Origin of the sequence: Vibrio sp. 10N.222.49.C9 (genome assembly GCF_041474985.1) — a bacterium.
GTDB classification, from domain to species: Bacteria; Pseudomonadota; Gammaproteobacteria; order Enterobacterales; family Vibrionaceae; genus Vibrio; species Vibrio crassostreae_C.
Map to the genome: position 1 here is coordinate 19,071 of NZ_JBFRVD010000018.1, position 22,643 is coordinate 41,713.

Sequence of the window (22,643 nt, forward strand, 5' to 3'; positions counted from 1 at the left end):
ATTCTGTCGCACTAATAGTGACTGGAGAACCAATAATGTTACATATCAAAAGCATACCTGCATTTAACGACAATTACATCTGGCTGATTCAAAATAGCGATCGCCGTTGTGCTGTCGTCGACCCTGGTGATGCGGCTCCAGTATTAGAGTACTTGGCACACCATGAGCTAACTTTAGATGCAATCTTGATTACACACCACCACCACGATCACATTGGTGGTGTTCCAGAACTCGTTAGACAATTTCCCGGCGTGGATGTTGTCGGTCCAAGGAATGAACCTATCCCTACCTTAACTCATCCGGTCGATGATGGTGATCAATTAGAACTGTTTGGCGAAGTATTCCTCGTCCTAGGGCTCAGTGGCCATACTGCGGGTCATATTGGTTATGTGGGCGATGCCAAACTGTTTTGTGGTGATGTGTTGTTCTCTGCGGGCTGTGGCCGAATCATGGAAGGCACACCACAACAGATGTTCGATGCACTGAATAAGATCACGTCTCTGCCTCAAGAAACCGAAGTTTATTGTGCACATGAGTACACTGCAGCCAATATCGCTTTCGCATTAGCCGTAGAGCCTGATAACCAACATTTGCAGCAATATCGCGACCAAGTGAACCGACTTCGCGCTCAAAATAAGTCGACCATCCCCACAAATTTGAGACAAGAGAAGTTTGTGAACCCCTTCCTGCGCTATACCGAGCCAAGTGTAGTGAAATCAGTGTCTAATCGCACCGAGCAGACCGATCCTTTATCGGTATTCACCGCTTTACGTGCGTGGAAGAACGAATTTTAACAAATACAGACTTGTCACTCATAGGGGGTGGCAAGTATTATCATCGGCCGTTAATTAAAAAGGCTGTAACATGCGAGTTAAGTACAGCTGGGCTTTGGTATTACTACTTTCTGGTTGCCAATTAACTCAGTCAGAGAATCCAGACCAAGCTTCCGAGCAAACCAACACATCTCCTACTAAAGAAGTTTCTCAAGCGAACGTTTCATCAGAAGCAACAGCCAAAGAAGATCAAAAAGTTGAAGCACCTGTCGTTACTCCACAAACACAAGAAGATGTTTGGAAACGCATTGCGATGCAACTTGAAATGGAAGTGCCAGACCAAAAGAAGGTCGACTACTACCGAACTTGGTATCTCAAGCACCCGAGTCATCTAAAAACAGTATCAAAGCGTGCTGAACCTTTCTTGTATCTGATCACGACTAAGATTGAAGAAAAAGGCTTACCACTAGAATTGGCACTACTACCCGTTGTAGAAAGCTCTTTCGATGCGTTTGCCTACTCTCATGGCAGTGCTGCTGGTCTATGGCAATTCATTTCAGGCACTGGCAAAGACTACGGGCTTGAACAGAACTTTTGGTATGACGGCCGCCGCGATGTTGCCGCCTCTACCGACGCCGCATTAGACTTCCTCTCAGATCTTAACCGACGTTTCGATGGCGACTGGAATCATGCGATTGCTGCCTATAACAGTGGTGGTGGTCGAGTAAACAGCGCAATCCGCAAGAACAAGAAGCTTGGCAAGCCAATCGACTTTTTCTCTTTGGACTTACCAAAAGAGACCAGCAGCTATGTACCTAAACTGCTTGCTCTAGCAGATGTCATTGCCAACCAAGAAAAGTATGGCATCGATATTCCGGCGATCCCGAATAAGCCAGTGCTGACTCTGGTTAACCCTGAAGAACAGCTTGATTTAGCCATTGCTGCGAACTACGCAGGCATTCCTGTCAAAGAACTTCAAGGTTACAACCCGGCTTACAACCAATGGGCAACGGCACCAGAGAAACACCAACAACTATTACTTCCTTTAGATTCAGTTGAGAAATTCAACAAAGAAGTCGCTGCCAATAAAGGCAAAGGCATGAAGTTGGTGCGTTACAAGGTTCAATCTGGTGACAGCATTAGCGTACTGGCAAGCAAATATAACACCACCAGCAAAGTGATCCGCTCTGCAAACGGTTTGAGCAACAACAATATTCGTATTGGCCAGCACTTACTTATCCCAACATCCACCAAAGACGACAAGACATACGCCCTAAGCGCCTCAAACCGCCTAGCAAGCACACAGTCGAAGAGTCGTGGTCAATATAAGCTCAGCCATACTGTAAGAAGTGGTGACAGCCTATGGACGATTGCACGCGCAAATAAGGTTTCTCACCAATCACTGGCTAAGTGGAATGGTATGGGGCCACGCGACACGCTTAGAGTTGGTCAAGAACTGGTCATTTGGAAAAATGGCTCAGACGGCGCCATCATTCGTACGATCTTTTATAACGTAAGATCAGGTGACACAGTCAGCGGTATTGCATCAAAGTTCAAAGTAAAAAGTACAGATGTTGTAAAATGGAACACTTTGCAGAACAAAAAATACCTACAGCCAGGACAAAAACTGAAGCTGTATGTTGATGTAACTAAGGTAAGTGTATGAACCCGTCAAGTAACCCACTCGTCATGCTGTTGGATATATTCCGTTCGCCAACAGCTTGTTTCTTAGCGCTTTATCAACGAAGTGCTTGGGGATGGCAACCCTACGTCGTATTAATGCTCAGCCCATTTTTGTTTTGGGGTGCTTATTTTTCGAATGTAGATTTTGCATGGTTAAGTGCAGAGCTCTCGCAGCAACTGGCTCAAACGAACCCTGACCAATTGGCGTTACTTGACCGCAATACCTTACTCGCAAGTGAAATCATCAGCGACGTATTTGGCCGAACATTAACCATCGTTCTATTGGCATTCTGGTTTAACCTAGCAACCAAGCCAAGCCAACATCAGCACAGCTTTTGGCGATGGTTTGCAGCGGCATCGGTTGTTATATTCCCAGCTGTTTTAGGTGATGTAGCAAGCTACGCAAGCCTGATACTCAAGCATGGACATGTGATGAACTACGCTGCCGACTTGAACAGCTTAAATGGCTTGATCAAGTTACCGCTAACTAATGATTGGTCACAGTTTGCTAGCTCATTACCACTGCTTCTGCCATGGTACATCGTGCTAGGTTATGCTGCGGTATTAACGTGGACTGAGTTTGAACGCGGGCAAGCGCTTGTGATTTCAGGCTTACCATGGGTTGGCTACTACCTAATCTGGGCGCTCTACATTTTAATCTTTTAAGTAGAAGAGATAAGGCTAGCGAAGACTCTCTAGCCTATTGTTCCGTTAGATTTCCCAAGGTAACCACCGTGCGAATGGTTAAGTTCCAATGACTAATAGCTAATCACTATTTAGCCTTAAAGGTCACTCGCATAGGGTTATGATCAGAAGCGTCCGTAATGGGCGCTTTTGCTTTTTCTACCTCTAGCCCTCGATAGAACACATGGTCGAGCACCAGTCCTGTAATGAACTGAGTTCTGTTATCTGGCTCAAAGGCAACTTCCGTCAAACCAACCTTCTCCAACGCATCTTTCAATACAGCAAAGCGAGCTTCACTCCAGCTATTAAAGTCCCCAGCAAAAATAACCGGCCCACGATACTTTTGCAGATTGTCAGTTAAGCTCTTGAGCTGAGCCTCGTAATCTTCCGTACCAAAGGTAAAGTTCACAGCGTGGATATTAATCACAGCCAGCTCTTCGCCATTGTTTAGTTGGTAACGCGACCAAAGCGCCGATTTAGGCAGTTGAAGCCAAGGTTCTTCATGAGTATAAGCACACGCTTCAATCGGTAAATGGGTTGCTAGGTTGAGTACCCCAGCACTTTGCTCAAAGGCCTCAAACGCATTAACACGTGTGCTTCCCCACTGTCCGCTCATTACCCATTGGCGAAGTCCTTCTGTCATACTAGCTTCTTGCAGCAAGACTAAATCGCTACCTGCCGACAGCTTATTTAACTCACTCTGCCAATTATTTCGGTTTTGCTTGTAGATATTCCACACCGTAATGTCTAAGCCTTCAGACACATCAATCGCTTTCGGTGCAGAGTTTTGGTAGCAACTGTAGATGTCGTTACTGGTACTTTGAGAGGAAATGATCAGGTTGGGTTTATTCGGGATCACGAAGATAAAATGAAAACTAACGACAGCAAGCGTTATCAATAACGTGATAACAATGATGGTTTTCTTAAACATACAGCACCCTACCAGAGATGAAAAAGGAGCGATAAACGCTCCTTTTAGGGTAATAGTTTTTTTATACGGCGTCTTCGTCTTCTTCGCCAGTACGAATACGTACCACACGTTCAACTTCAGTAATGAAGATCTTGCCGTCACCAATTTTACCTGTTTGAGCCGTCTCAATGATGGTATCAACACATTGGTCAGCCACTTCGTCGGTCACAACGATTTCTAGTTTCACTTTAGGTAAAAAGTCGACCATGTACTCTGCGCCGCGGTATAGCTCAGTATGACCTTTTTGACGTCCAAAGCCTTTAACTTCAGATACTGTCATACCCGTAATACCCACTTCTGCAAGTGCTTCACGTACATCATCAAGTTTGAATGGCTTGATAATGGCTTCAATCTTTTTCATGTTCATCCCTTAAACTGTGCGAATGGCTCATTATCGGTTAGCTATAGTAAACATTCAATGAAAAAAGCCAGAGCTTTAAAGCTCTGGCTCGAAATTTATCATCTTGTTTAATCAGCGCTTTGAGAAGGTTTTACTTAAGGCTTGCGTAGTAAGCGGCTAGATTCGCGATGTCTTCATCACTCAGCATTGAAGCTTGAGCCTGCATTACAGCGGCCAAACCGCCGGTGCGCTGGCCATTCTTATAGGCCTTAATTGATGAAGCGATGTATTGCTCGTTTTGACCTTTAAGGTTTGGATAGCCAGGGATCATTGCGATACCGTCTGCACCATGACATGCCGCACAGATTGCTGCTTTAGCTTGACCCGCAGCAACATCAGCCGCCAGAGCGTTACCACTCAATAGTCCAAATCCAAGAACTAATCCTAGTGTAATTTTCTTCATTGCATATTCCATTAATTATTTTTATTAAAGTGACGGTGAATTGTGACATAAACTTTTTCTACTTGCTCCAAAGCGCTTCACAATCTTGACCTTCGTAGTTTTTATCTACGAATAAGCCTAAAACAGCGATCACTCGATCGCCATCCATTAATATCGGCGTTCTGCGTCTTAACCAACTGGGTACTTGGTACTCTTGAAACAACTTCTTAAGCTTCCTGCTATGACCGCGCCCAACAGGGTGTGCTGACAATCCCTCAGGGTTAAATATCACTCGCAGTGTTCCTCTCGTTGTGTTGAGACTAAAATGTTGCGCATCACAGTGGTTAGATACACCATCACTCGCCGCTGAAGTTAAGTGTAGTTCCCCTAAACCGTCAGGCAAAACTAAGCTCTCTTCCATCGAGATATCACTTTGCCAGTTCGACAAGTCTTTGGTCTCTTTTACGACATAGAGCTGATGATTAAAACGTCTAACCTCAACCTCATTCAACACCAGCTTAGGGTTGGCGTCTGCCTGAGCACATGCCACCTCATCCCATATAAGTTTGAGCTGCTTTTGGCTCGGCATCGGTTGATTACAGCGGCTCAGCCACATTCTTAATAAGCGTGCACGCAGTAAATCAGAGTGCTGAGATAATACCTCAATACTTAAGCTGTGCTTCTCAGTCAAAGCTTGTTGTAAGTGAGATTCTAACAACTCATCCAACAGTAACTCTTGCTCTGCACATAGCTGAGCACTACGACTGACCGATTCTCGAAAACTAGGCCAACGCTCGGTCAGTGTCGGAGTGACTTGATGACGAATAAAATTACGGTCAAAGCGAACGTCTTGATTACTCTCATCTTCTACCCAAGTTAAAGCCATATCGCGCGCCGCCCCTTCAATATCCGTTCTCGTCACCGACAGCAGTGGGCGAACGATATGAGCACCTGAAAATGGCATCACTTTCGCCATTGAAGAGAGCCCTTTCGGACCACTGCCACGCTTAAGAGCTAACAAGAAGGTCTCGACTTGGTCATCGATGTGCTGGCCTGTCACTAACACATCACCTTGTCTAATATGCTTTTTAAGGGCTTGGTATCGCGCGTCTCGAGCCAGCTTTTCAACGCTTTCTCCACGGCTAATATCTAGCGAGACTCGTTCAATGAACAAGGATACCGACAAAGCATCACACCATGTTTTGCACTGCTCTGCCCAATAATCAGCATTGTTGCTTAAGCCGTGGTGAACATGTACCGCACAGCAATCGATGTGATGGGACTTAGCGAATTGGGCAGCCAACTCCAACAACACTCGTGAATCGACACCACCACTGAAAGCGACGATCAACCGACAAGGCTTAAGCGCGCTTTGATCAAGTACAGATGTGAAGGTATCAATTAAGTGTGTCATGAGGCTAATAAACCAAGAGATCGTGTGTTAAGGGATAATGTTTTAATAATAAAAAAGGGTTGGCACTGAGTCCAACCCTTTCATCATTTGTTCGTATAGCTAGCCTTATCGCTAAGGCAAGTTATCAGCAGTAGCCGTAGCTCATTAGACGCTGGTAACGACGCTCAAGCAGCGTTTCGTTATCAAACTGCTCTAGCTCTTCTAGCTGTTTAACTAACATGTCTTTCATGTTTTGAGCGGTTTGTGCAGGGTCGCGGTGCGCGCCACCTAGAGGCTCAGGAATGATTTCGTCGATAAGCTCAAGCTCTTTAAGACGAGGAGCAATCAGGCCCATCGCTTCAGCTGCTTGTGGTGCTTTATCTGAATCGCGCCATAAGATTGAAGCACAACCTTCTGGAGAGATTACTGAGTACGTAGAGTACTGAAGCATGTTCACGTAGTCACCAACACCAATCGCTAGTGCACCACCAGAACCGCCTTCACCCACAACGTTACAGATAACAGGAACTGAAAGGCCAGCCATCACTTTTAGGTTTTTAGCGATAGCTTCAGATTGACCACGCTCTTCAGCACCAACACCTGGGTATGCGCCCGCTGTGTCGATGAAAGTAATAATAGGCATGTTGAAACGCTCAGCAGTTTCCATTAGACGTAGCGCCTTACGGTAACCTTCTGGCTTTGGCATACCAAAGTTACGGATCACTTTCTCTTTAGTCTCACGACCTTTCTGGTGACCAATAACCATAACAGGACGGCCATTTAGACGAGCCATACCACCCACAATAGCTTTGTCGTCAGCGTAAGCGCGATCGCCCGCCATCTCTTCAAACTCTGTGAATGCATGCTCCAGGTAATCTTTGGTGTAAGGACGTTGAGGGTGACGAGCAAGTTGAGCTACCTGCCATGCACCTAAGTCACTAAAGATTTTCTGTTTAAGCTCTAAGCTTTTTTTCTCTAGTTGTTCGATTTCTTTGTCTAGATCTACCGCTGTGTCACCACCGTGACGCGAAACGTCACGTAGCGCTTCGATTTTTGCTTCAAGTTCAGCGATAGGCTTTTCAAATTCTAGAAAGTTCAGGCTCATCTATGAATCCTTGTTGATTCAGCTCCGCATTCGCGAAGCTAAATTTTAGTTAAATTCGAGTTCTACTTGGCTATTTCCAAGCAGCTGTTTTAATTCGTCTAGTAATGTATCACTTGGCGTCACACGCCATTCTGTGCCCAATGTTAACCGCGCTCTAGCGTCGGCACGCTGGTAGTATACATTGACTGGGACCGTTCCGGCTCTATAAGGTTCTAAGATTTGACTAAAGCGTTCAAAAAATTGACCGTTAATTTGGGATTGGTCGATAGATATCGACACCCCACGAGCATATTTCTCACGGGCGCTTCCTAAGTCCATGACCTCGCGCGCGGACATTTTAAGCCCGCCATTGAAATCATCAAAGCTGACCTGTCCGGAAACGACCACAATTTTGTCTTTTTCGAGCAATTCTGCGTAGCGATCGAGCGCATCCGAGAACAACATCACTTCCATTCGGCCCGATCGGTCATCAAGTGTCATCAAACCGATTCGCGTACCGCGCTTAGTCGTCATTACTCTCGCAGCAATCACCAAACCGGCAATTGTTAGTGATTGGTCACGACGCGTTGGCGTGGCATCTTTCAAACGACAGCTGGTGTATTTCGCTAACTCTTTGATGTAAGCGTTAACCGGGTGACCCGTTAAATACAAACCAAGCGTTTCACGTTCACCTTCAAGCCAAACCTTCTCAGGCCATTTAGGCACTTGGGTATACTTGTGTTCAACCTCTTCCGGAGCGTCGGTCAACACGCCAAACATATCAGATTGACCAAAAGACTCGGCATGGTGATGTTGACTCGCTGCCTTCACCGCATCTTTCAAAGATGCCATCATCGCCGCTCGGTGAGGACCTAATCTATCTAAGGCTCCGGATAGAATCAACTTTTCGATAACACGTTTATTAACCTTCTTCAGATCAAGACGTGCACAGAAGTCGAATAAGTCTTTAAAGTAACCACCTTTATTTCGCGCTTCAATAATCGCTTCAATAGGGCCTTCACCGACCCCTTTGATCGCACCGATGCCATAAACAATCGCGCCATCTTCATCCACGTTAAAGCGGTACAGACCCGAGTTGATATCTGGTGGTAAAAGCTTGAGCTTCATACGGAAACATTCATCAACAAGGCCAATAACCTTCTCGGTGTTATCCATATCTGCCGTCATTACCGCAGCCATAAATTCCGCTGGGTAGTGCGTTTTCAGCCATAGCGTTTGATAAGAAACCAGTGCATATGCTGCGGAGTGAGATTTGTTAAAGCCGTAGCCCGCAAATTTCTCTACCAAGTCAAAGATCTTCATGGCCAGCTCGCCATCAACACCATTGGCTTCAGCACCCTCTTTAAAGGTACCACGCTGCTTTGCCATCTCTTCTGGCTTTTTCTTACCCATCGCACGACGCAACATATCCGCTCCACCAAGCGTATAGCCAGCAAGGATCTGTGCGATTTGCATTACCTGCTCTTGATACAGGATGATGCCGTACGTAGGTTCTAGCGTCTCTTTCAGCGATTCGTGTTGCCACGTTTCATCAGGGTAAGAAACCGCTTCACGGCCGTGTTTACGGTCGATAAAGTTATCTACCATGCCTGATTGCAGAGGACCCGGACGGAACAGGGCTACCAATGCGATAATATCTTCAAAACAGTCGGGCTGTAGACGTTTGATAAGGTCTTTCATACCACGCGATTCCAGCTGGAATACCGCGGTGGTTTCAGAATTTTGTAATAGGTTAAATGACGCTTGGTCATCAAGAGGAATCGACTCGATACGAACCGGTTCTTTCCCCTCTTTCTTCAAACGTGGATTCACTAGGCCTAACGCCCAGTCGATGATGGTCAGGGTACGCAGCCCCAAGAAGTCGAACTTAACCAAGCCAGCCGTTTCAACGTCATTCTTATCGAACTGCGTTACTGGGAAGTTACCTTCTGCGTCGGCATAGATTGGCGCAAAATCGGTGATCGTGGTGGGTGAGATAACAACACCACCTGCGTGCTTACCGGCATTTCGCGTACAACCTTCAAGGATGCGACACTTATCAATCAGCTCACGAACTTCTTCATCGCCATCGTAAAGCTCTGGCAATGCAGGTTCAGCAAGGAATGCTTTCTCTAGCGTCATACCCGGGTCTGGCGGTACAAGCTTTGAAATTCGATCGACGAAACCAAACGGGTGGCCCAATACACGGCCTACATCGCGGATTACCGCTTTTGCCGCCATGGTACCAAAGGTGATGATCTGAGAAACAGCATCACGACCGTACATCTCAGCCACGTGATCAATAACTTGGTCGCGCTTATCCATACAGAAGTCGATATCGAAATCGGGCATGGATACACGTTCTGGGTTCAAGAAACGTTCGAAAAGTAGATCGTATTCAAGTGGATCGAGATCGGTGATATCCAAGGCGTAAGCTACTAGAGAGCCGGCACCAGAACCACGGCCAGGACCTACTGGCACATCGTTGTCTTTTGACCACTGGATGAACTCCATTACGATCAAGAAGTAACCTGGGAAACCCATGTTGTTAACAACTTCGAGCTCAATCTTGAGTCGCTCATCGTATTCCGGTCTGCGCTCAGCACGCACTTTTTCATCTGGGAATAGGAACGCTAGACGTCGCTCAAGGCCTTCTTCAGATTTCTTGATCAAGAAGTCTTCAATCGCCAAACCTTCCGTTGGGAAGTTAGGCAGGAAGTACTCGCCCAGACGAACCGTTACATTACAACGCTTAGCAATCTCAACACTGTTCTCAAGTGCTTCAGGAATGTCTGAGAACAGCTCACACATCTCTTCTTCACTACGTAGATATTGCTGCGCGCTGTAGTTCTTAGGGCGACGAGGATCGACCATAGTGAAACCATCATGGATCGCCACGCGGATTTCGTGAGCATCAAACAGGTCTTCAGTTAGAAAAACCACTTCGTTGGTTGCGACAACAGGCAGGTCTTCCTGTTCAGCAAGCTCTAACGCAAAGTGTAAGTATGACTCTTCATCTGGTCGTCCGGTACGAATCAGTTCCAAGTAAAAACGATCGGCGAAGTACGTTTTGTAAAACTCGACGCTGCTTGCAACCAAGTCACGGTTACCTTTCAGCAACGCCTTACCAATCTCACCTTCTTTGGCGCCCGATAGAATGATCAGGCCTTCTGCATTCTCAATTAGCCACTCTTTATCAATAACAGGCTGATGTTGAACATGACCACGAAGGTAAGCTTTTGAGATGAGTAACGTTAGGTTGTTATAACCTTTATTGTTCGTTGCGATAACGGTGAGCTTGGTCAACTCGTCACCGAATTCTGGAGACTGCATCAAGAAGTCAGCACCAATAATAGGTTTAACCCCACACCCATGGGCAGTACCGTAAAACTTCACCAAACCACACAGGTTGGTAAAGTCGGTCAATGCTAGAGCAGGCATACCCATTTCAGCGACTTTTTTAACTAATGGTGGCACCTTGGATAGGCCATCCACCATCGAAAAGTCACTGTGTACGCGTAGGTGAACAAATTTTGGATCTGACATTATTTTTCCTGAGTTCTAGGTTTGAGCCTAGGATTACAACTGTGTGTATTCTATTTTTTTCTAATACAAGTTAGCAACTTTATTCGATGCTAAGCTCTAGTTAACGTAAAGCTCTAATCTATACCAAGAATACGTTTTACTGGCTTAAAGCTCTTGCGGTAATGCTCGGTTACACCATGTTTTTCAATCGCTTCGAAATGCGCTTTGGTCGGGTAACCTTTATGCTTAGCAAAACCAAACTCTGGATGAAGTTTATCAAGATCTTCCATCTCTTGGTCACGAACGACTTTTGCGATAATAGACGCCGCACTGATTTCAGCCACTCGCAAGTCCCCCTTCACAATCGCAAGACCATCCATCGGCAGTTCTGGGACTCGGTTTCCATCTATCAACGCCATATCAGGTTGAACGCTCAACCCCGCGATAGCTCGCTGCATAGCAACCATCGTCGCTTGCAGAATATTCAACTCATCAATTTCTTGTGGAGAACAACGACCGACAGACCACGCCAAAGCTTTCTCTTTGATTTCAGGAAGTAACGCAAGACGCTTTTTCTCAGACAATTTCTTTGAGTCGTTCAAGCCTTCGATTGGGTTGTTTGGATCAAGGATAACCGCAGCGGTCACCACGTCGCCAACCAAAGGGCCACGCCCTACTTCATCCACGCCAGCAAACAGCTGGTAACCTTGCGGGTATTCAAATGGAGGAAGCTCTTTTTTTTCTTTTACTGCCATAACTAATCTCTTAATGTTCTGTAAATAAGCGCTTTATGCTTCAACAAAAGGTCGGTCAATCAATTTCAATACTGCGTTAGCGGCTTGTTTGTCTGCGTCTTTGCGGATCCAGTGATGCATCTCGGTAAAGCGTTTGATCAAGGCACTGTTATCGACTGATAGCATTTTATCGACAGACGGGAACAAAAAGTCTGGGTGGCACTCTTCAAGAATATGCTCTTTCACGATCTCTTCACCAGCCAAAATATTCGGCAGTGACACAAACTCAGTGATCGCCAACTTCTTAACAATGTAACCCGTCAGCTTATTTACTTTGTAACCAACCACCATAGGGCGTTTAAGCAACATACATTCAAGAGCCACGGTACCTGAAGCCAAGAGCACAGAATCAGCGGCGGTAATCACGTTGGTTGCCGTATCTTCGACTAACGTGAATTCAAGCTCAGGTGCGGTCGATTGCCAGATTTCAGTAAACTGCTTTTTACGCTGCTCGTTAACGAGCGCAACAACAAAATTGATATCCGGATACTTCTGCTTGATACGTTGGCAAGTTTCGATAAATGGCTGAGCAATCAAACCCATCTCACCACCACGACTACCCGGTAATACGGCTAACCACTGCTTGTCTTGATCAAGACCTAACAGCTCTCGAGCATCTTGTTTACTAGGCTCTAAAGGAATCGCGTCTGCCAACGTGTGACCAACAAACTCACAGGCAACGTTATATTTATCGTAGAACGCTTTTTCGAACGGCAAGAAAGCCAAGACTAAGTCGGTTGCTTTGTCGATTTTAAAGATACGCTTTGGACGCCAAGCCCACACTGAAGGGCTCACGTAATGCACCGTTTTGATACCAGCGTTCTTAAGGTCTAACTCAAGCCTTAGGTTGAAATCGGGCGCGTCGATACCGACAAAGACATCGGGTGGATTTTGAGTGAAATACTTAACCAGCTCTACTTTTACTTTTAACAAGCGAGGTAAACGGCCAAGCACTTCAACTAAGCCCATAACGGCCAGCTCTTCCATCTCGAAAAGAGACTCACAACCTAGGGCTTTCATTTTCGGCCCGCCAATGCCAACGAACTCTGCATTCGGGTATTGTGATTTGATCGCTTTGATAAAGCCTTCACCAAGCGTATCGCCAGACAGTTCGCCGACAACAATGCCTACGCGCAGTGGTTCATTCGAAACAAAGTCCGTGCTGTTGGTTGCTGTTTCTTGCTGTGCCATAGTTTTCCAATTCCCTTCTTGCCTAAAACAAAAAAGATCGCCTAATGATTAGCGATCTTTTTGTTATACCAATCTGATTAAGTAATTATTGTCATACTTACGCGGATTGGTACATAACCACATCGAGTATTAACGAATAATACCGCGCTCAGAGTTCTCTAGCATTTCAAGCATAGGAACTACCGAAGTAAACTCTTTTGCCATTTCCACTAAAGCCGCTTTCGCTTCTTCAAGTGTTTTACCTGAACGGTATAGCTCTTTGTACGCTTTCTGTAGTGCACGAATTTCAGGTTTCTCAAATCCGTTACGCTTCAAGCCTACTAGGTTAAGGCCGAATGGAGCCGCGTGGTTACCCTGTGCAAGCACGTACGGCAGTACATCTTGAACAACTGCAGAACAGCCACCAATGTATGCGTAAGCACCAATTGAGCAGAATGGGTGAATCGCAGAAAGTGCCATAACACCAGCGTAGTCGCCAACCGTTACATGACCGCCAAGAATAGCGTTGTTACCAATGTGAGTGTGGTTACCAACAATAACATCGTGCGCTACGTGAGCATTAACACAAAGTAAGTTGTCATCACCAATCACTGTGGTTGCTTTGTCTTGAACCGTACCACGATGGATTTGAACCGCTTCACGAATTACGTTGCGATCACCGATCACAACTGTTGTGTCTTCGCCGCCGTATTTCTTATCTTGGTTTTCTTCACCGATAACAGCGTGTGGGAAGATACGGTTTTCTTTACCAATGGTTGTGTGACCTTTGATCACAACGTGCGACATCACTTCAGTGTCGTCACCAATTGTCACGTTACCAGCAATGTAAGTGAAAGGCCCAACCGTCACGTTAGCACCGATAGTTACATCACCTTCGATTACTGCTGCCGGGTGAATTTTCGCTGTTTCATGAATCATATTAAAACTCTCTACGAGCACATTTAAGTTCAGCTGAACATACAACTACGCCGTCAACCTTAGCAACACCATTAAACGATGCGATGCCACGACGTTCTTTTAAGAATTCAACTTCGATAACCAGTTGGTCACCAGGTACTACTGGCTTACGGAATTTTGCTTTATCAACACTTGCAAAGTAGTAAAGCTCGTTGCCAGAAGGCGCACCAAAAGATTTAAATGCTAGAAGGCCTGTTGCTTGTGCCATTGCTTCTAAGATCAACACGCCTGGGAATACAGGAAGTTGTGGGAAGTGGCCTGTGAACTGAGGTTCGTTAACAGAGACATTCTTAATCGCAGTCAGTGTTTTTTCTTTTTCAAAGCTAGTCACACGATCAACCATTAAGAATGGGTAGCGATGAGGTAATAGTTCCTGAATTTCAGTAATGTTCATCGTTGTCTGTTCAGTAGTCAAAGTCGTATTCCTATATATATTCTTTATTTAATTAGAAGGATTATAAACGAAAAAGACTCGCTGTACGCGAGCCTTTTATTAGAAATGCTGGAATTATGATTCCGCGCTCTTCTCGATAAGTTTTTCAACAGTTTTCAAACGCTTGTTCATTTCATCAATTCGATGAACACGCGTTGCTGTTTTACGCCAATCTTTATTTGGCTGTAAAGGAATACCTGAAGAGTACATGCCTTTCTCAGTGATGCTGCGCATTACCATCCCCATACCGGTGATTGTAACGCCATCAACGATTTCAATGTGACCATTAATCACACTGCCGCCACCAATAATACAGTACTTACCTATCGTCGTGCTGCCTGCGATGATAGTACCACCCGCAAGAGCAGAACCATATCCGATGTGAACATTGTGAGCAATTTGAAGTTGGTTATCTAAGATAACGTTATCTTCAATGATTGTGTCATCTAATGCACCACGGTCAATGGTAGTACACGCGCCGATTTCTACGCGGTTACCAATGCGAACAGAACCCACTTGCGGGATCTTAACCCACTCACCTTTCTCGTTCGCATAGCCAAAGCCATCAGAGCCGATAACCGTGCTTGATTGAATCAAACATGCTTCGCCAATCACAACTTCATGGTAAACACTTACGTTAGCCCATAGCTTAGTGCCAGAGCCAACTTTCGCGTTTTTACCAATAAAGCAACCAGCACCGATGATCACATCATCACCAAGTACCACACCAGACTCAATCACAGCATTTGCACCAATAGACACATTTTGTCCAATGGTCGCATCACTTGCAATCGAAGCTGAATCAGCAATAGCCGCAGCGGGTGCTGGAGTAGTATCAAGCGCTTGAGCAACTTTAGCAAAAGCAACGTAAGGGTCATTAACCACAATCACGTTCGTCTTACAAAGTTCACGCTCACTCTCTTTAACCATAATAGCGGATGCTTTACAGTCACCTAGGTGCTTGCTGTACTTTACGTTAGAAAGGAACGTAATGTTACCTTCTTGCGCTTTATCCATAGGAGCGACTGCTGAAACGGTAATAGTACCATCTCCGTGTAGCTCTCCCCCGGTAATCGTTGCCAATTCGGCTAAAGTTAGATTCTTCATAAAACTTATTTCAGTGCTTTAATTACTTTCTCAGAGATGTTGTATTCTGGCTTGCCGTATTGCAGAGCTTGAATATCAACGATCATATCGTAGCCTTCTTTCTCTGCAACTTTCGTTACAGCATCTTGAATCACTTTAAATAGCTTCTGCTTCTCTTGTGCTTCACGACGTTGGCTTGCTTTTTCTAGTGCTTGAGCTTTGATTTTGTACTTGCTGTCTAGTTGACCTACTTCGATACGTAGCTTTTCAACTTCGTCAGGACCTAGTAGCTCGCCATCACGCTTAAGCTTTTCAATCTTAGTCTTTGCTTCAGCTTGAATGCTCTGTAACTCAGCCGCTTTATCTTTGAACTCTTCCTGCATTTTTTGAAGAACAACTTCACGCTGAGGTAGAGCCTGGAATACTTGTGCAGTGTTTACATAACCCACTTTTTGCGCAGCTTCGGCAGCTGTTGCAAAGAAAGAAGAGCTAAGAACTACAAGGCCTAAACCTGCTGCTTTAATCATATTTTTCAAAATATTGTCCTTTAAATATTAGAAAGTTCTACCAATGGTAAATGTGAAGAATTCCTCATCATCACCTTCGTAAATTTTAACTGGTTTCGCTAAAGAGAAAACCAGTGGGCCCATCGGTGACATCCATTGCAGGGCAGCACCATAAGATGAACGGTAATTTGTTGGATCAGAGTAATCGTAGTAGTACTGACTGCCACTGTTAGGTGCGCCACGGTCTACGAACTCTGTATCCCATACACTTGCCATGTCGAAGAAGACACTGGTTCGAATCTGGCTGCGCGCTTCATCAGAAGCAAACGGCGTTGGGACAATTAACTCTAAACTGGCCAAAGCAACCGCGTTACCACCAACCGAATCATCGGTTGCAGAGCTGTATGTAGGGTTATTTCCTGTACTGCTTCCGTAAACGGCTTTCGGACCTGCTGAGTTAGAACCAAAACCACGTAGGGTTGTAAAGCCACCCGCATAGTAGTTCTCATAGAACGGGAACAAGTTATCGTTACCATCCGTTTGACCATAACCATTACCATAGCCTAATCGGCCACGCATCAATAGTGTGAACTCATGCTTTTTGGTCAGCGGGATGTAATGTTTTACATCGTACTGTGCTTTGAAGTACTTAGCATCAGAGCCTGGTACTGTCATTTTAGCGAAAGCACGTTGGTGGTTACCCTCAGTTGGGAAGAAACCACGGTTCAAGTTGTTACGCGTCCAAGAAATATTGATATCGAAGTCATCAGTTAAGATGTGCTCGTCACCATATTGGTCAATACTTCTCGCGAACTGTTCAACTTGGATATAGGTCGGAACGTTACCGATTTTGTTGTGTGTATAGCCAACACCAAACTCGATACGGTTCAGCTCATCCATAGGGAAACCCCATGTTAGGCTGGTACCATAACTTTGGTTGGTATAGTCGACAATACCCGCTTCAGAGGCTTCGAATTCGTTGTAGAAGATCTTACCGCCTAGACTCACACCATCAAGGTTCCAGTATGGGTCACGGTAGTCTAAGCTCACGTTCTTTTGGTAATCGTTCATCATGGCACTTACACCAACACGGTTACCTGAGCCTGCAAAGTTGTCTTGTTGTAAACCAACTTGGAAACTGACACCTGATTCCGTACCGTAGCCGACACCAAAGTTGATGCTGCCTGAGTTAGCTTCCTTAACGTTGTAAACCAAATCAACTTGGTCTTCACTACCAGGAACACGAACTGTTTGTACATCAACCGTTTCAAAGAAACCTAAACGGTTAAGACGGCTCTTACCAGTATCAATTGACTTAGAGTTAAGCCAACTGCCTTCCATTTGACGCATTTCACGACGAAGAACTTCATCTTTCGTTGAGTTATTGCCCGTGAATCGAATGTCGCGAACATAGATACGGCTACCCGCTTCTACATTGATAACTAACGACACTTCTTTGGTCTCATCATTGAATTCAGGAATCGTGCGAACTTGTGGGTACGCGTAGCCAGATTCACCAAGAATTCGTTTTACGTTCTCTTCCAAAGACGTTACCGAAGAACCGTTGTACGTATCGCCGTCTTCGAATGGCACTAACGCTTCGAAGTCAGCCTCACGACCGATTAATTCACCACGGAAAGAGACATCTTTAACGGTGTAGGCTTCGCCTTCATCGAGGCCAAGCGTGATGTAAACACCTTTTTTGTCTGGAGAGATCGCCACCTGCGTAGAGTCAACCTTAAACTTAAGGTAACCACGGTCAAGGTAGTAAGATTTCAGCGCTTCGATATCACCGGCTAATACTTGCTTTTGGTATTTTTCATCCGCAAGGAAATTCCACCATGCAACATCAACATTCAGATTGAAACGACTAAGCAGTTCAGAGTCAGAGAAGACTTCATTACCGATAAAGTTGATTTGCTGAATCTTAGCGGATACGCCCTCAGTAAACACAAACTTAAGGTCAGAACGGTTACGTGGCAGAGGTGTCACAACCGCTTTTACTGTCGCGTTGTACTTACCAACACTGTAGTAAAAATCTTCAAGGCCTTTTTCAATGTTACTCAGCGTAGTACGGTCAAGGGCTTCACCTTCACGAACACCAGACGCATCTAGGTTCTGCTGAAGCTGTTCTTCTTTAATCGCTTTATTACCAGAGAATGAGATGCTTGCGATGGTCGGTCGTTCTTGAACTTGAACAATCAATACACCTTCATCACGAAGTACTTTAACGTCCTCAAAGTTGCCCGAAGCATACAATGCACGAATGATCTCAGACACATCGCTTTCATCTACTTCATCGCCAATACGTACTGGCATTTTCAGTAGAGCTGCACCAAGTGCAACACGCTGTAAACCTTCGATCTTGATATCTTGAACTACAAAGTTTTGTGCTCCGTTCGCAGCCACACTAGTGGCCAATAGACTTGCGAACAGAATTTGCTTAATCGCCATACTTATTCTAATTATTCCTTGCTACTACCAATGCCTGTGAGAAACCATTCACAGACGAGTAAAATCGTTAAATATTGCCAGAGCCATCAATGAGAAGAGGATTGCCCCTCCCACTCTGTATCCCATTTCCTGAACTTTCTCAGGTACCGGTTTACGAGTAACGGCCTCAATAGCGAAAAACAGCAAATGTCCGCCATCAAGCATAGGCAGCGGAACCAAATTAATAATCCCTAAGTTAACACTAATCAGAGCCAAAAAGCCCAAGAAGTAAACCAGACCATAATCGGCGGTTGTACCTGCACCTTTAGCGATTGAAATAGGGCCACTCAAGTTGTTTAAGCCAACATCACCAACGATGAGCTTCTTAAGCATTGTCAGTGTCAATCCAATGATTTGACCTGTTTTATCAAATGCTTTTCCTACAGACTCAATTACACCAAATTGTAACTCAAAGCGATAATCTTCTGGCCATTCTGCGACTTCCGGAGCAATACCTGCATAGCCGATTGTCGAACCATCAGAAAGCTCTCGACTTTTTGGTGTCATAACCAATGACTGCTCGGCACCATTTCGCAATACGACCAAGTCCAATGATGTCATTGGATTAGCACGAATTAACTCAACAACCGACTGCCACTGTTCAATAGGTTGCCCGTTAATCTCAACAATTTTATCGCCAGCTTCAAGACCTGCATCGTATGCAGCGCCATCATCAATGATTTGAGCCAGTACGGTCGATATCTCTGGAGAATACGGTCTAAAGCCCAGCGTTGTCATTGCAGATTCAGTTTCTGGGTTGAACGACCAGTCTGAAATATCCAATGTCATTTGTTGCTCAAAGCCGATGTCGTCTTGAGAAGCAACCGTCACTGTCATGGATTGATCACCAATGTGCGATATCAACCCCATATTGACTGATTCCCAATCTGCGGTTTTGATTCCTGAAATAGATTTAAGTTCCATTCCAGTTTCAATTCCGGCTTGTGCAGCAATAGATTGTGGAGTGACTTCACCAATCACGGGCTTAACCGCGGGTACGCCAATCAAAAATACTAACCAATACGCGAACACCGCAAAGATAAAGTTGAATGCAGGGCCTGCACCCACAATCGCCGTTCGTTTCCAAAGCGGCTTCTTGTCGAAAGCGTATTGCTGTTGATCTTCAGAAAGATCGTCAACACGACCATCGAGCATCTTAACGTAGCCGCCCAGTGGAATCACTGACAAGCTGTATTCAGTACCATCACGGCCCACTTTACTCCAGATTGATTTACCAAAACCAATCGAGAATTTTTCAACTTTCACACCACAACGACGAGCGACCCAGAAGTGTCCAAACTCATGAACAGCAACCAGAATGCCAAGCGCTACGATAAAAGATGCGAAGTTCCACAGAATTCCACTCATGCTAGCTGCTCTTTAATAAATTGAATGGCTATTTGACGAGACATATTATCGAGCTCGAGAAGGCTTTCCAAGCTATCTAAACCCTCAGAGTTATGTTGTTCACATACTTTGCTCATAACGTGTTCGTTAATGACAGCAATATCGGTAAACTTCACCTGATTGTTCAAGAAAGCATCGACCGCGATCTCGTTTGCTGCATTAATGGCTGTTGTCGCATGCTGACCTAAGTAGCACGCTTCAATCGCTAACCTCAAACACGGGTAACGACTGAAATCTGGTTCTAAGAAGGTAAGCTCACCCACTTTAGTAAAGTCTAAAGGCTTAACACCCGCCTCGGTACGATTAGGGTAAGACATCGTCAAAGCGATTGGCGTTGCCATATCTGGTTCGCCCATTTGAGCAAGCACAGAGCCATCCTTGTACTGAACCATCGAGTGAATCACAGACTGCGGGTGAATGATGACCTTTAACTGCTCCTGAGAAGCATTAAATAGCCATTTCGCTTCAATGTACTCTAGCCCTTTATTCATCATAGTCGCAGAATCGACAGAGATCTTAGGCCCCATAGACCAGTTAGGGTGTGCAATTGCGCGTTCAGGAGTCACTGATTCGAGTTCAGCCACATCGGTATAACGGAAAGGACCACCAGAACCAGTCAGAAGAATATGGTTAATGCCGTTTTCTTCAAGGTTACAGCGGCCTAGGTTAGTTTGTACGTTCTGCGGAAGGCATTGGAAAATAGCATTATGCTCGCTATCGACAGGAAGCAGCTCTGCACCGTATTTTTCCACGGCGTCAATAAACAACTGCCCAGACATCACCAAAGCTTCTTTGTTTGCAAGCAAGATACGCTTGCCCGCTTTAACCGCAGACATAGTAGGAAGTAAACCAGCGGCACCAACAATCGCGGCCATTACCGTGTCCACTTCCTCTAGAGAAGCAACCTGACACATGCCTTCAGTGCCTGAAAGTACTTTTACGTTAGGGTAACTCACGGACAACACTTCAGTCAGTTGAGACGCTGCATCAGAGCAAGCCATAGCAACATAGCTTGGTTGCCACTTTTCAACTAACGCCAGCATCTTTTCAACATTCGAGCCTGCAGCCAGTGCAACCACTGAATAGAGATCTGGGTTTTGCTCAACGACTTTTAGTGTACTTGCACCAATTGAGCCGGTAGCGCCAAGGATAGTTAGATTTCGCATCACATATGACCGTAGAAATGTAATAAAGGGCAGAATCACTGCCCTTTTTTATTAGAATGCTAAATAAAGCAGAGCAAAGACAGGGAATGCAGCCGTTAAGCTATCTATTCTATCTAGTATACCACCATGACCAGGAATCAGATTACTGCTGTCTTTCACCCCAGAAACACGCTTAAACATGCTTTCAACAAGGTCACCTAGAACAGAAATAACAACGGTCACAAGGGTAATAACAATCATGTGAAGTGGGCTTGTGAATTGGATGTCAAACAAGTCAGCAAAGATCCAAGCCACGATCACCGCAGTAATAATGCCACCGATAAGACCTTCAATCGTCTTATTAGGGCTTACCGCTGGTGCCATTTTACGCTTACCAAAACTCTTTCCTGAAAAGTATGCGCCGCTATCTGCAGCCCAAACAAGCAAGCAAACAAACATCACCAGTTTAGCACCGTGGTAAGGATCAGCATCGATACCGTTAGCACGCAGGATAACCACACTCCAGAAGAATGGCAGCAGAGTCAGCACACCAAAGGCGTGACGAAGAAGAGAAGAGTCTTTCCATGCAGGCATAGACTTAGGATAAGTCACCGCCATGCCACTCGCGATTACCCACCAAATCGAGCCAATCGTTAGAATGGCGTAGTGAGCAGTAGACAAGTTATTAAGGCTAAATGCATCAAAAGGGATAAAAGCAAAACTTGCAGCACTTACCACAACCGTTGGAATCAACGCTACATAACGTGATTTGCTTTCAACAAACTGAGTCCACTCCCAAAAACCCAATAGCGAGATTACCGCTAGTGAAAGAATAAATGTAGGAAGTGATAACTCGAAAATACCTAGAATAACTAGGGGAGCTAAAATCAACGCCGTAATAATTCGTTGTTTCAAACCAAAAAATCCTTATTAACTGTCCATCAGAGCTTTAATTTGCTCACCGGTGCATCCAAAACGACGCTCACGGTTAACAAACCAAGTCACAGCTTCTACTAAGCTGTCTTCATTAAAGTCTGGCCAGAATTGTTCAGTGAAATACATTTCGGCGTAAGCCAACTGCCAAAGCATAAAATTACTAATGCGGCATTCGCCACTGGTACGGATAAGTAGATCGACTTCAGGAATATCTGCCATTGTCAGGTGCTGTGTAATCATAGCTTCATTAATGTCATCTACATTAATATCACCAGACTTTACCTGTTGAGCAATAGAGGTCATTGCTTGCTGAATATCCCACTTACCGCCGTAGTTAGCTGCAATATTAATAACCATACCCGTATTGGTGCTAGTCAAAGCTTCCGCTTCTTCTATCTTCTTTTGTAGTCGATCATTGAAACGACTTTTATCACCAATAACACGAAGTTGTAGATTATTTTTATGAAGCTTTTTAACTTCACTCGACAGCACTGAAATAAACAGTTCCATCAAGATACCGACTTCTTCTTCAGGACGACGCCAGTTTTCGCTACTAAATGCAAAAAGAGTAACGGCTTTAATGCCAAGTCTGGCTGCAGAAGAGATAGTTTTACGAACGGCTTGAACACCGTTTTTATGGCCAAAGACGCGAGGCTTGCCCTGAGCTTTTGCCCAGCGACCATTACCATCCATAATGATAGCAATGTGTTTAGGAAGAGAGTCTGTGAACGCTTGAGAATTATGCATAAAAGAGTGAATCAAATTCTAATAGTCGAACAGAGTAGCATAAAAAAACGCTGC

General features: G+C 45.0%; 20 protein-coding genes. 3 read left to right on the forward strand and 17 right to left on the reverse strand.

All coding sequences use genetic code 11. From position 1 onward, the window contains the following. Positions 1-35 precede the first annotated feature (35 nt). From gloB to AB4585_RS06560, 3 genes are all read left to right on the forward strand, one after another. Positions 36-794 carry a hydroxyacylglutathione hydrolase gene (gene gloB, locus AB4585_RS06550; RefSeq protein WP_372169440.1) on the forward strand — a complete coding sequence of 253 codons (759 nt, stop codon included), beginning with the start codon at positions 36-38 and terminating at the stop codon, positions 792-794. Positions 795-864: 70 nt separating this feature from the next. After that, positions 865-2,439 carry a LysM peptidoglycan-binding domain-containing protein gene (locus AB4585_RS06555; RefSeq protein WP_017063374.1) on the forward strand — a complete coding sequence of 525 codons (1,575 nt, stop codon included), beginning with the start codon at positions 865-867 and terminating at the stop codon, positions 2,437-2,439. Further along, positions 2,436-3,122 carry a YIP1 family protein gene (locus tag AB4585_RS06560; protein WP_065583991.1) on the forward strand — a complete coding sequence of 229 codons (687 nt, stop codon included), beginning with the start codon at positions 2,436-2,438 and terminating at the stop codon, positions 3,120-3,122. Before AB4585_RS06555 ends, AB4585_RS06560 begins: the two co-directional genes overlap by 4 nt. Before the next feature lie 106 nt (positions 3,123-3,228). Here the strand turns inward: AB4585_RS06560 and AB4585_RS06565 are convergent, their stop codons facing one another. From AB4585_RS06565 to AB4585_RS06645, 17 genes are all read right to left on the reverse strand, one after another. After that, entirely contained in the window at positions 3,229-4,071 is an 843-nt protein-coding gene (locus tag AB4585_RS06565; RefSeq protein WP_372169441.1) for an endonuclease/exonuclease/phosphatase family protein, read from the reverse strand. 61 nt (positions 4,072-4,132) lie between these two features. Next, positions 4,133-4,471 carry a nitrogen regulatory protein P-II gene (gene glnB, locus AB4585_RS06570; RefSeq protein ID WP_017063373.1) on the reverse strand — a complete coding sequence of 113 codons (339 nt, stop codon included), beginning with the start codon at positions 4,469-4,471 and terminating at the stop codon, positions 4,133-4,135. A 130-nt stretch (positions 4,472-4,601) separates the two neighbouring features. After that, on the reverse strand, positions 4,602-4,913 hold the full coding sequence (locus tag AB4585_RS06575) for a cytochrome c (protein ID WP_372135703.1): 312 nt from the start codon (positions 4,911-4,913) through the stop codon (positions 4,602-4,604). Positions 4,914-4,971: 58 nt separating this feature from the next. After that, complete coding sequence (tilS, locus tag AB4585_RS06580; RefSeq protein WP_372113547.1) at positions 4,972-6,306, reverse strand: tRNA lysidine(34) synthetase TilS; 1,335 nt, start codon at positions 6,304-6,306, stop codon at positions 4,972-4,974. A gap of 124 nt (positions 6,307-6,430) precedes the next feature. Beyond that, complete coding sequence (gene accA / locus AB4585_RS06585) at positions 6,431-7,390, reverse strand: acetyl-CoA carboxylase carboxyl transferase subunit alpha (protein ID WP_017060731.1); 960 nt, start codon at positions 7,388-7,390, stop codon at positions 6,431-6,433. A gap of 45 nt (positions 7,391-7,435) precedes the next feature. Beyond that, complete coding sequence (gene dnaE, locus AB4585_RS06590) at positions 7,436-10,915, reverse strand: DNA polymerase III subunit alpha (RefSeq protein WP_050649624.1); 3,480 nt, start codon at positions 10,913-10,915, stop codon at positions 7,436-7,438. 113 nt (positions 10,916-11,028) lie between these two features. Beyond that, the gene (rnhB, locus tag AB4585_RS06595) at positions 11,029-11,649 is read right to left on the reverse strand and encodes a ribonuclease HII (protein ID WP_017063371.1); all 621 of its coding nucleotides are present in this window, start codon (positions 11,647-11,649) and stop codon (positions 11,029-11,031) included. A gap of 33 nt (positions 11,650-11,682) precedes the next feature. Then, positions 11,683-12,879 (reverse strand): lipid-A-disaccharide synthase, encoded by a 1,197-nt coding sequence (gene lpxB, locus AB4585_RS06600; RefSeq protein WP_372169442.1) that lies wholly within the window; start codon positions 12,877-12,879, stop codon positions 11,683-11,685. Positions 12,880-13,008: 129 nt separating this feature from the next. Then, positions 13,009-13,797: an acyl-ACP--UDP-N-acetylglucosamine O-acyltransferase gene (gene lpxA, locus AB4585_RS06605; RefSeq protein ID WP_017069381.1), complete on the reverse strand. Its 789-nt coding sequence runs from the start codon at positions 13,795-13,797 to the stop codon at positions 13,009-13,011. A gap of 1 nt (position 13,798) precedes the next feature. Continuing rightward, the gene (gene fabZ / locus AB4585_RS06610; protein WP_009847408.1) at positions 13,799-14,251 is read right to left on the reverse strand and encodes a 3-hydroxyacyl-ACP dehydratase FabZ; all 453 of its coding nucleotides are present in this window, start codon (positions 14,249-14,251) and stop codon (positions 13,799-13,801) included. A gap of 93 nt (positions 14,252-14,344) precedes the next feature. Continuing rightward, entirely contained in the window at positions 14,345-15,376 is a 1,032-nt protein-coding gene (gene lpxD / locus AB4585_RS06615; protein ID WP_372154726.1) for a UDP-3-O-(3-hydroxymyristoyl)glucosamine N-acyltransferase, read from the reverse strand. Positions 15,377-15,381: 5 nt separating this feature from the next. Next, complete coding sequence (locus AB4585_RS06620; RefSeq protein WP_017056311.1) at positions 15,382-15,882, reverse strand: OmpH family outer membrane protein; 501 nt, start codon at positions 15,880-15,882, stop codon at positions 15,382-15,384. A 27-nt stretch (positions 15,883-15,909) separates the two neighbouring features. Beyond that, complete coding sequence (gene bamA, locus AB4585_RS06625) at positions 15,910-18,315, reverse strand: outer membrane protein assembly factor BamA (protein WP_372169443.1); 2,406 nt, start codon at positions 18,313-18,315, stop codon at positions 15,910-15,912. 48 nt (positions 18,316-18,363) lie between these two features. Beyond that, positions 18,364-19,722 carry a sigma E protease regulator RseP gene (gene rseP / locus AB4585_RS06630; protein WP_017060736.1) on the reverse strand — a complete coding sequence of 453 codons (1,359 nt, stop codon included), beginning with the start codon at positions 19,720-19,722 and terminating at the stop codon, positions 18,364-18,366. Continuing rightward, entirely contained in the window at positions 19,719-20,927 is a 1,209-nt protein-coding gene (gene ispC, locus AB4585_RS06635; protein WP_017060737.1) for a 1-deoxy-D-xylulose-5-phosphate reductoisomerase, read from the reverse strand. Before ispC ends, rseP begins: the two co-directional genes overlap by 4 nt. Positions 20,928-20,978: 51 nt before the next feature. Next, positions 20,979-21,821, reverse strand: coding sequence for a phosphatidate cytidylyltransferase (locus AB4585_RS06640; RefSeq protein WP_017063365.1), 843 nt, complete (start codon positions 21,819-21,821; stop codon positions 20,979-20,981). Between the two features lie 15 nt (positions 21,822-21,836). After that, entirely contained in the window at positions 21,837-22,589 is a 753-nt protein-coding gene (locus AB4585_RS06645) for an isoprenyl transferase (RefSeq protein WP_372169444.1), read from the reverse strand. Positions 22,590-22,643: the final 54 nt, after the last annotated feature.

Bases quoted from the DNA above. Each gene is read 5' to 3' on its own strand.
- gloB (WP_372169440.1), top strand. From the start codon at position 36: ATGTTACATATCAAAAGCATACCTGCATTTAACGACAATTACATCTGG.
- AB4585_RS06555 (WP_017063374.1), top strand. From the start codon at position 865: ATGCGAGTTAAGTACAGCTGGGCTTTGGTATTACTACTTTCTGGTTGC.
- AB4585_RS06560 (WP_065583991.1), top strand. From the start codon at position 2,436: ATGAACCCGTCAAGTAACCCACTCGTCATGCTGTTGGATATATTCCGT.
- AB4585_RS06565 (WP_372169441.1), bottom strand. From the start codon at position 4,071: ATGTTTAAGAAAACCATCATTGTTATCACGTTATTGATAACGCTTGCT.
- glnB (WP_017063373.1), bottom strand. From the start codon at position 4,471: ATGAAAAAGATTGAAGCCATTATCAAGCCATTCAAACTTGATGATGTA.
- AB4585_RS06575 (WP_372135703.1), bottom strand. From the start codon at position 4,913: ATGAAGAAAATTACACTAGGATTAGTTCTTGGATTTGGACTATTGAGT.
- tilS (WP_372113547.1), bottom strand. From the start codon at position 6,306: ATGACACACTTAATTGATACCTTCACATCTGTACTTGATCAAAGCGCG.
- accA (WP_017060731.1), bottom strand. From the start codon at position 7,390: ATGAGCCTGAACTTTCTAGAATTTGAAAAGCCTATCGCTGAACTTGAA.
- dnaE (WP_050649624.1), bottom strand. From the start codon at position 10,915: ATGTCAGATCCAAAATTTGTTCACCTACGCGTACACAGTGACTTTTCG.
- rnhB (WP_017063371.1), bottom strand. From the start codon at position 11,649: ATGGCAGTAAAAGAAAAAAAAGAGCTTCCTCCATTTGAATACCCGCAA.
- lpxB (WP_372169442.1), bottom strand. From the start codon at position 12,879: ATGGCACAGCAAGAAACAGCAACCAACAGCACGGACTTTGTTTCGAAT.
- lpxA (WP_017069381.1), bottom strand. From the start codon at position 13,797: ATGATTCATGAAACAGCGAAAATTCACCCGGCAGCAGTAATCGAAGGT.
- lpxD (WP_372154726.1), bottom strand. From the start codon at position 15,376: ATGAAGAATCTAACTTTAGCCGAATTGGCAACGATTACCGGGGGAGAG.
- AB4585_RS06620 (WP_017056311.1), bottom strand. From the start codon at position 15,882: ATGATTAAAGCAGCAGGTTTAGGCCTTGTAGTTCTTAGCTCTTCTTTC.
- bamA (WP_372169443.1), bottom strand. From the start codon at position 18,315: ATGGCGATTAAGCAAATTCTGTTCGCAAGTCTATTGGCCACTAGTGTG.
- rseP (WP_017060736.1), bottom strand. From the start codon at position 19,722: ATGAGTGGAATTCTGTGGAACTTCGCATCTTTTATCGTAGCGCTTGGC.
- ispC (WP_017060737.1), bottom strand. From the start codon at position 20,927: ATGCGAAATCTAACTATCCTTGGCGCTACCGGCTCAATTGGTGCAAGT.
- AB4585_RS06645 (WP_372169444.1), bottom strand. From the start codon at position 22,589: ATGCATAATTCTCAAGCGTTCACAGACTCTCTTCCTAAACACATTGCT.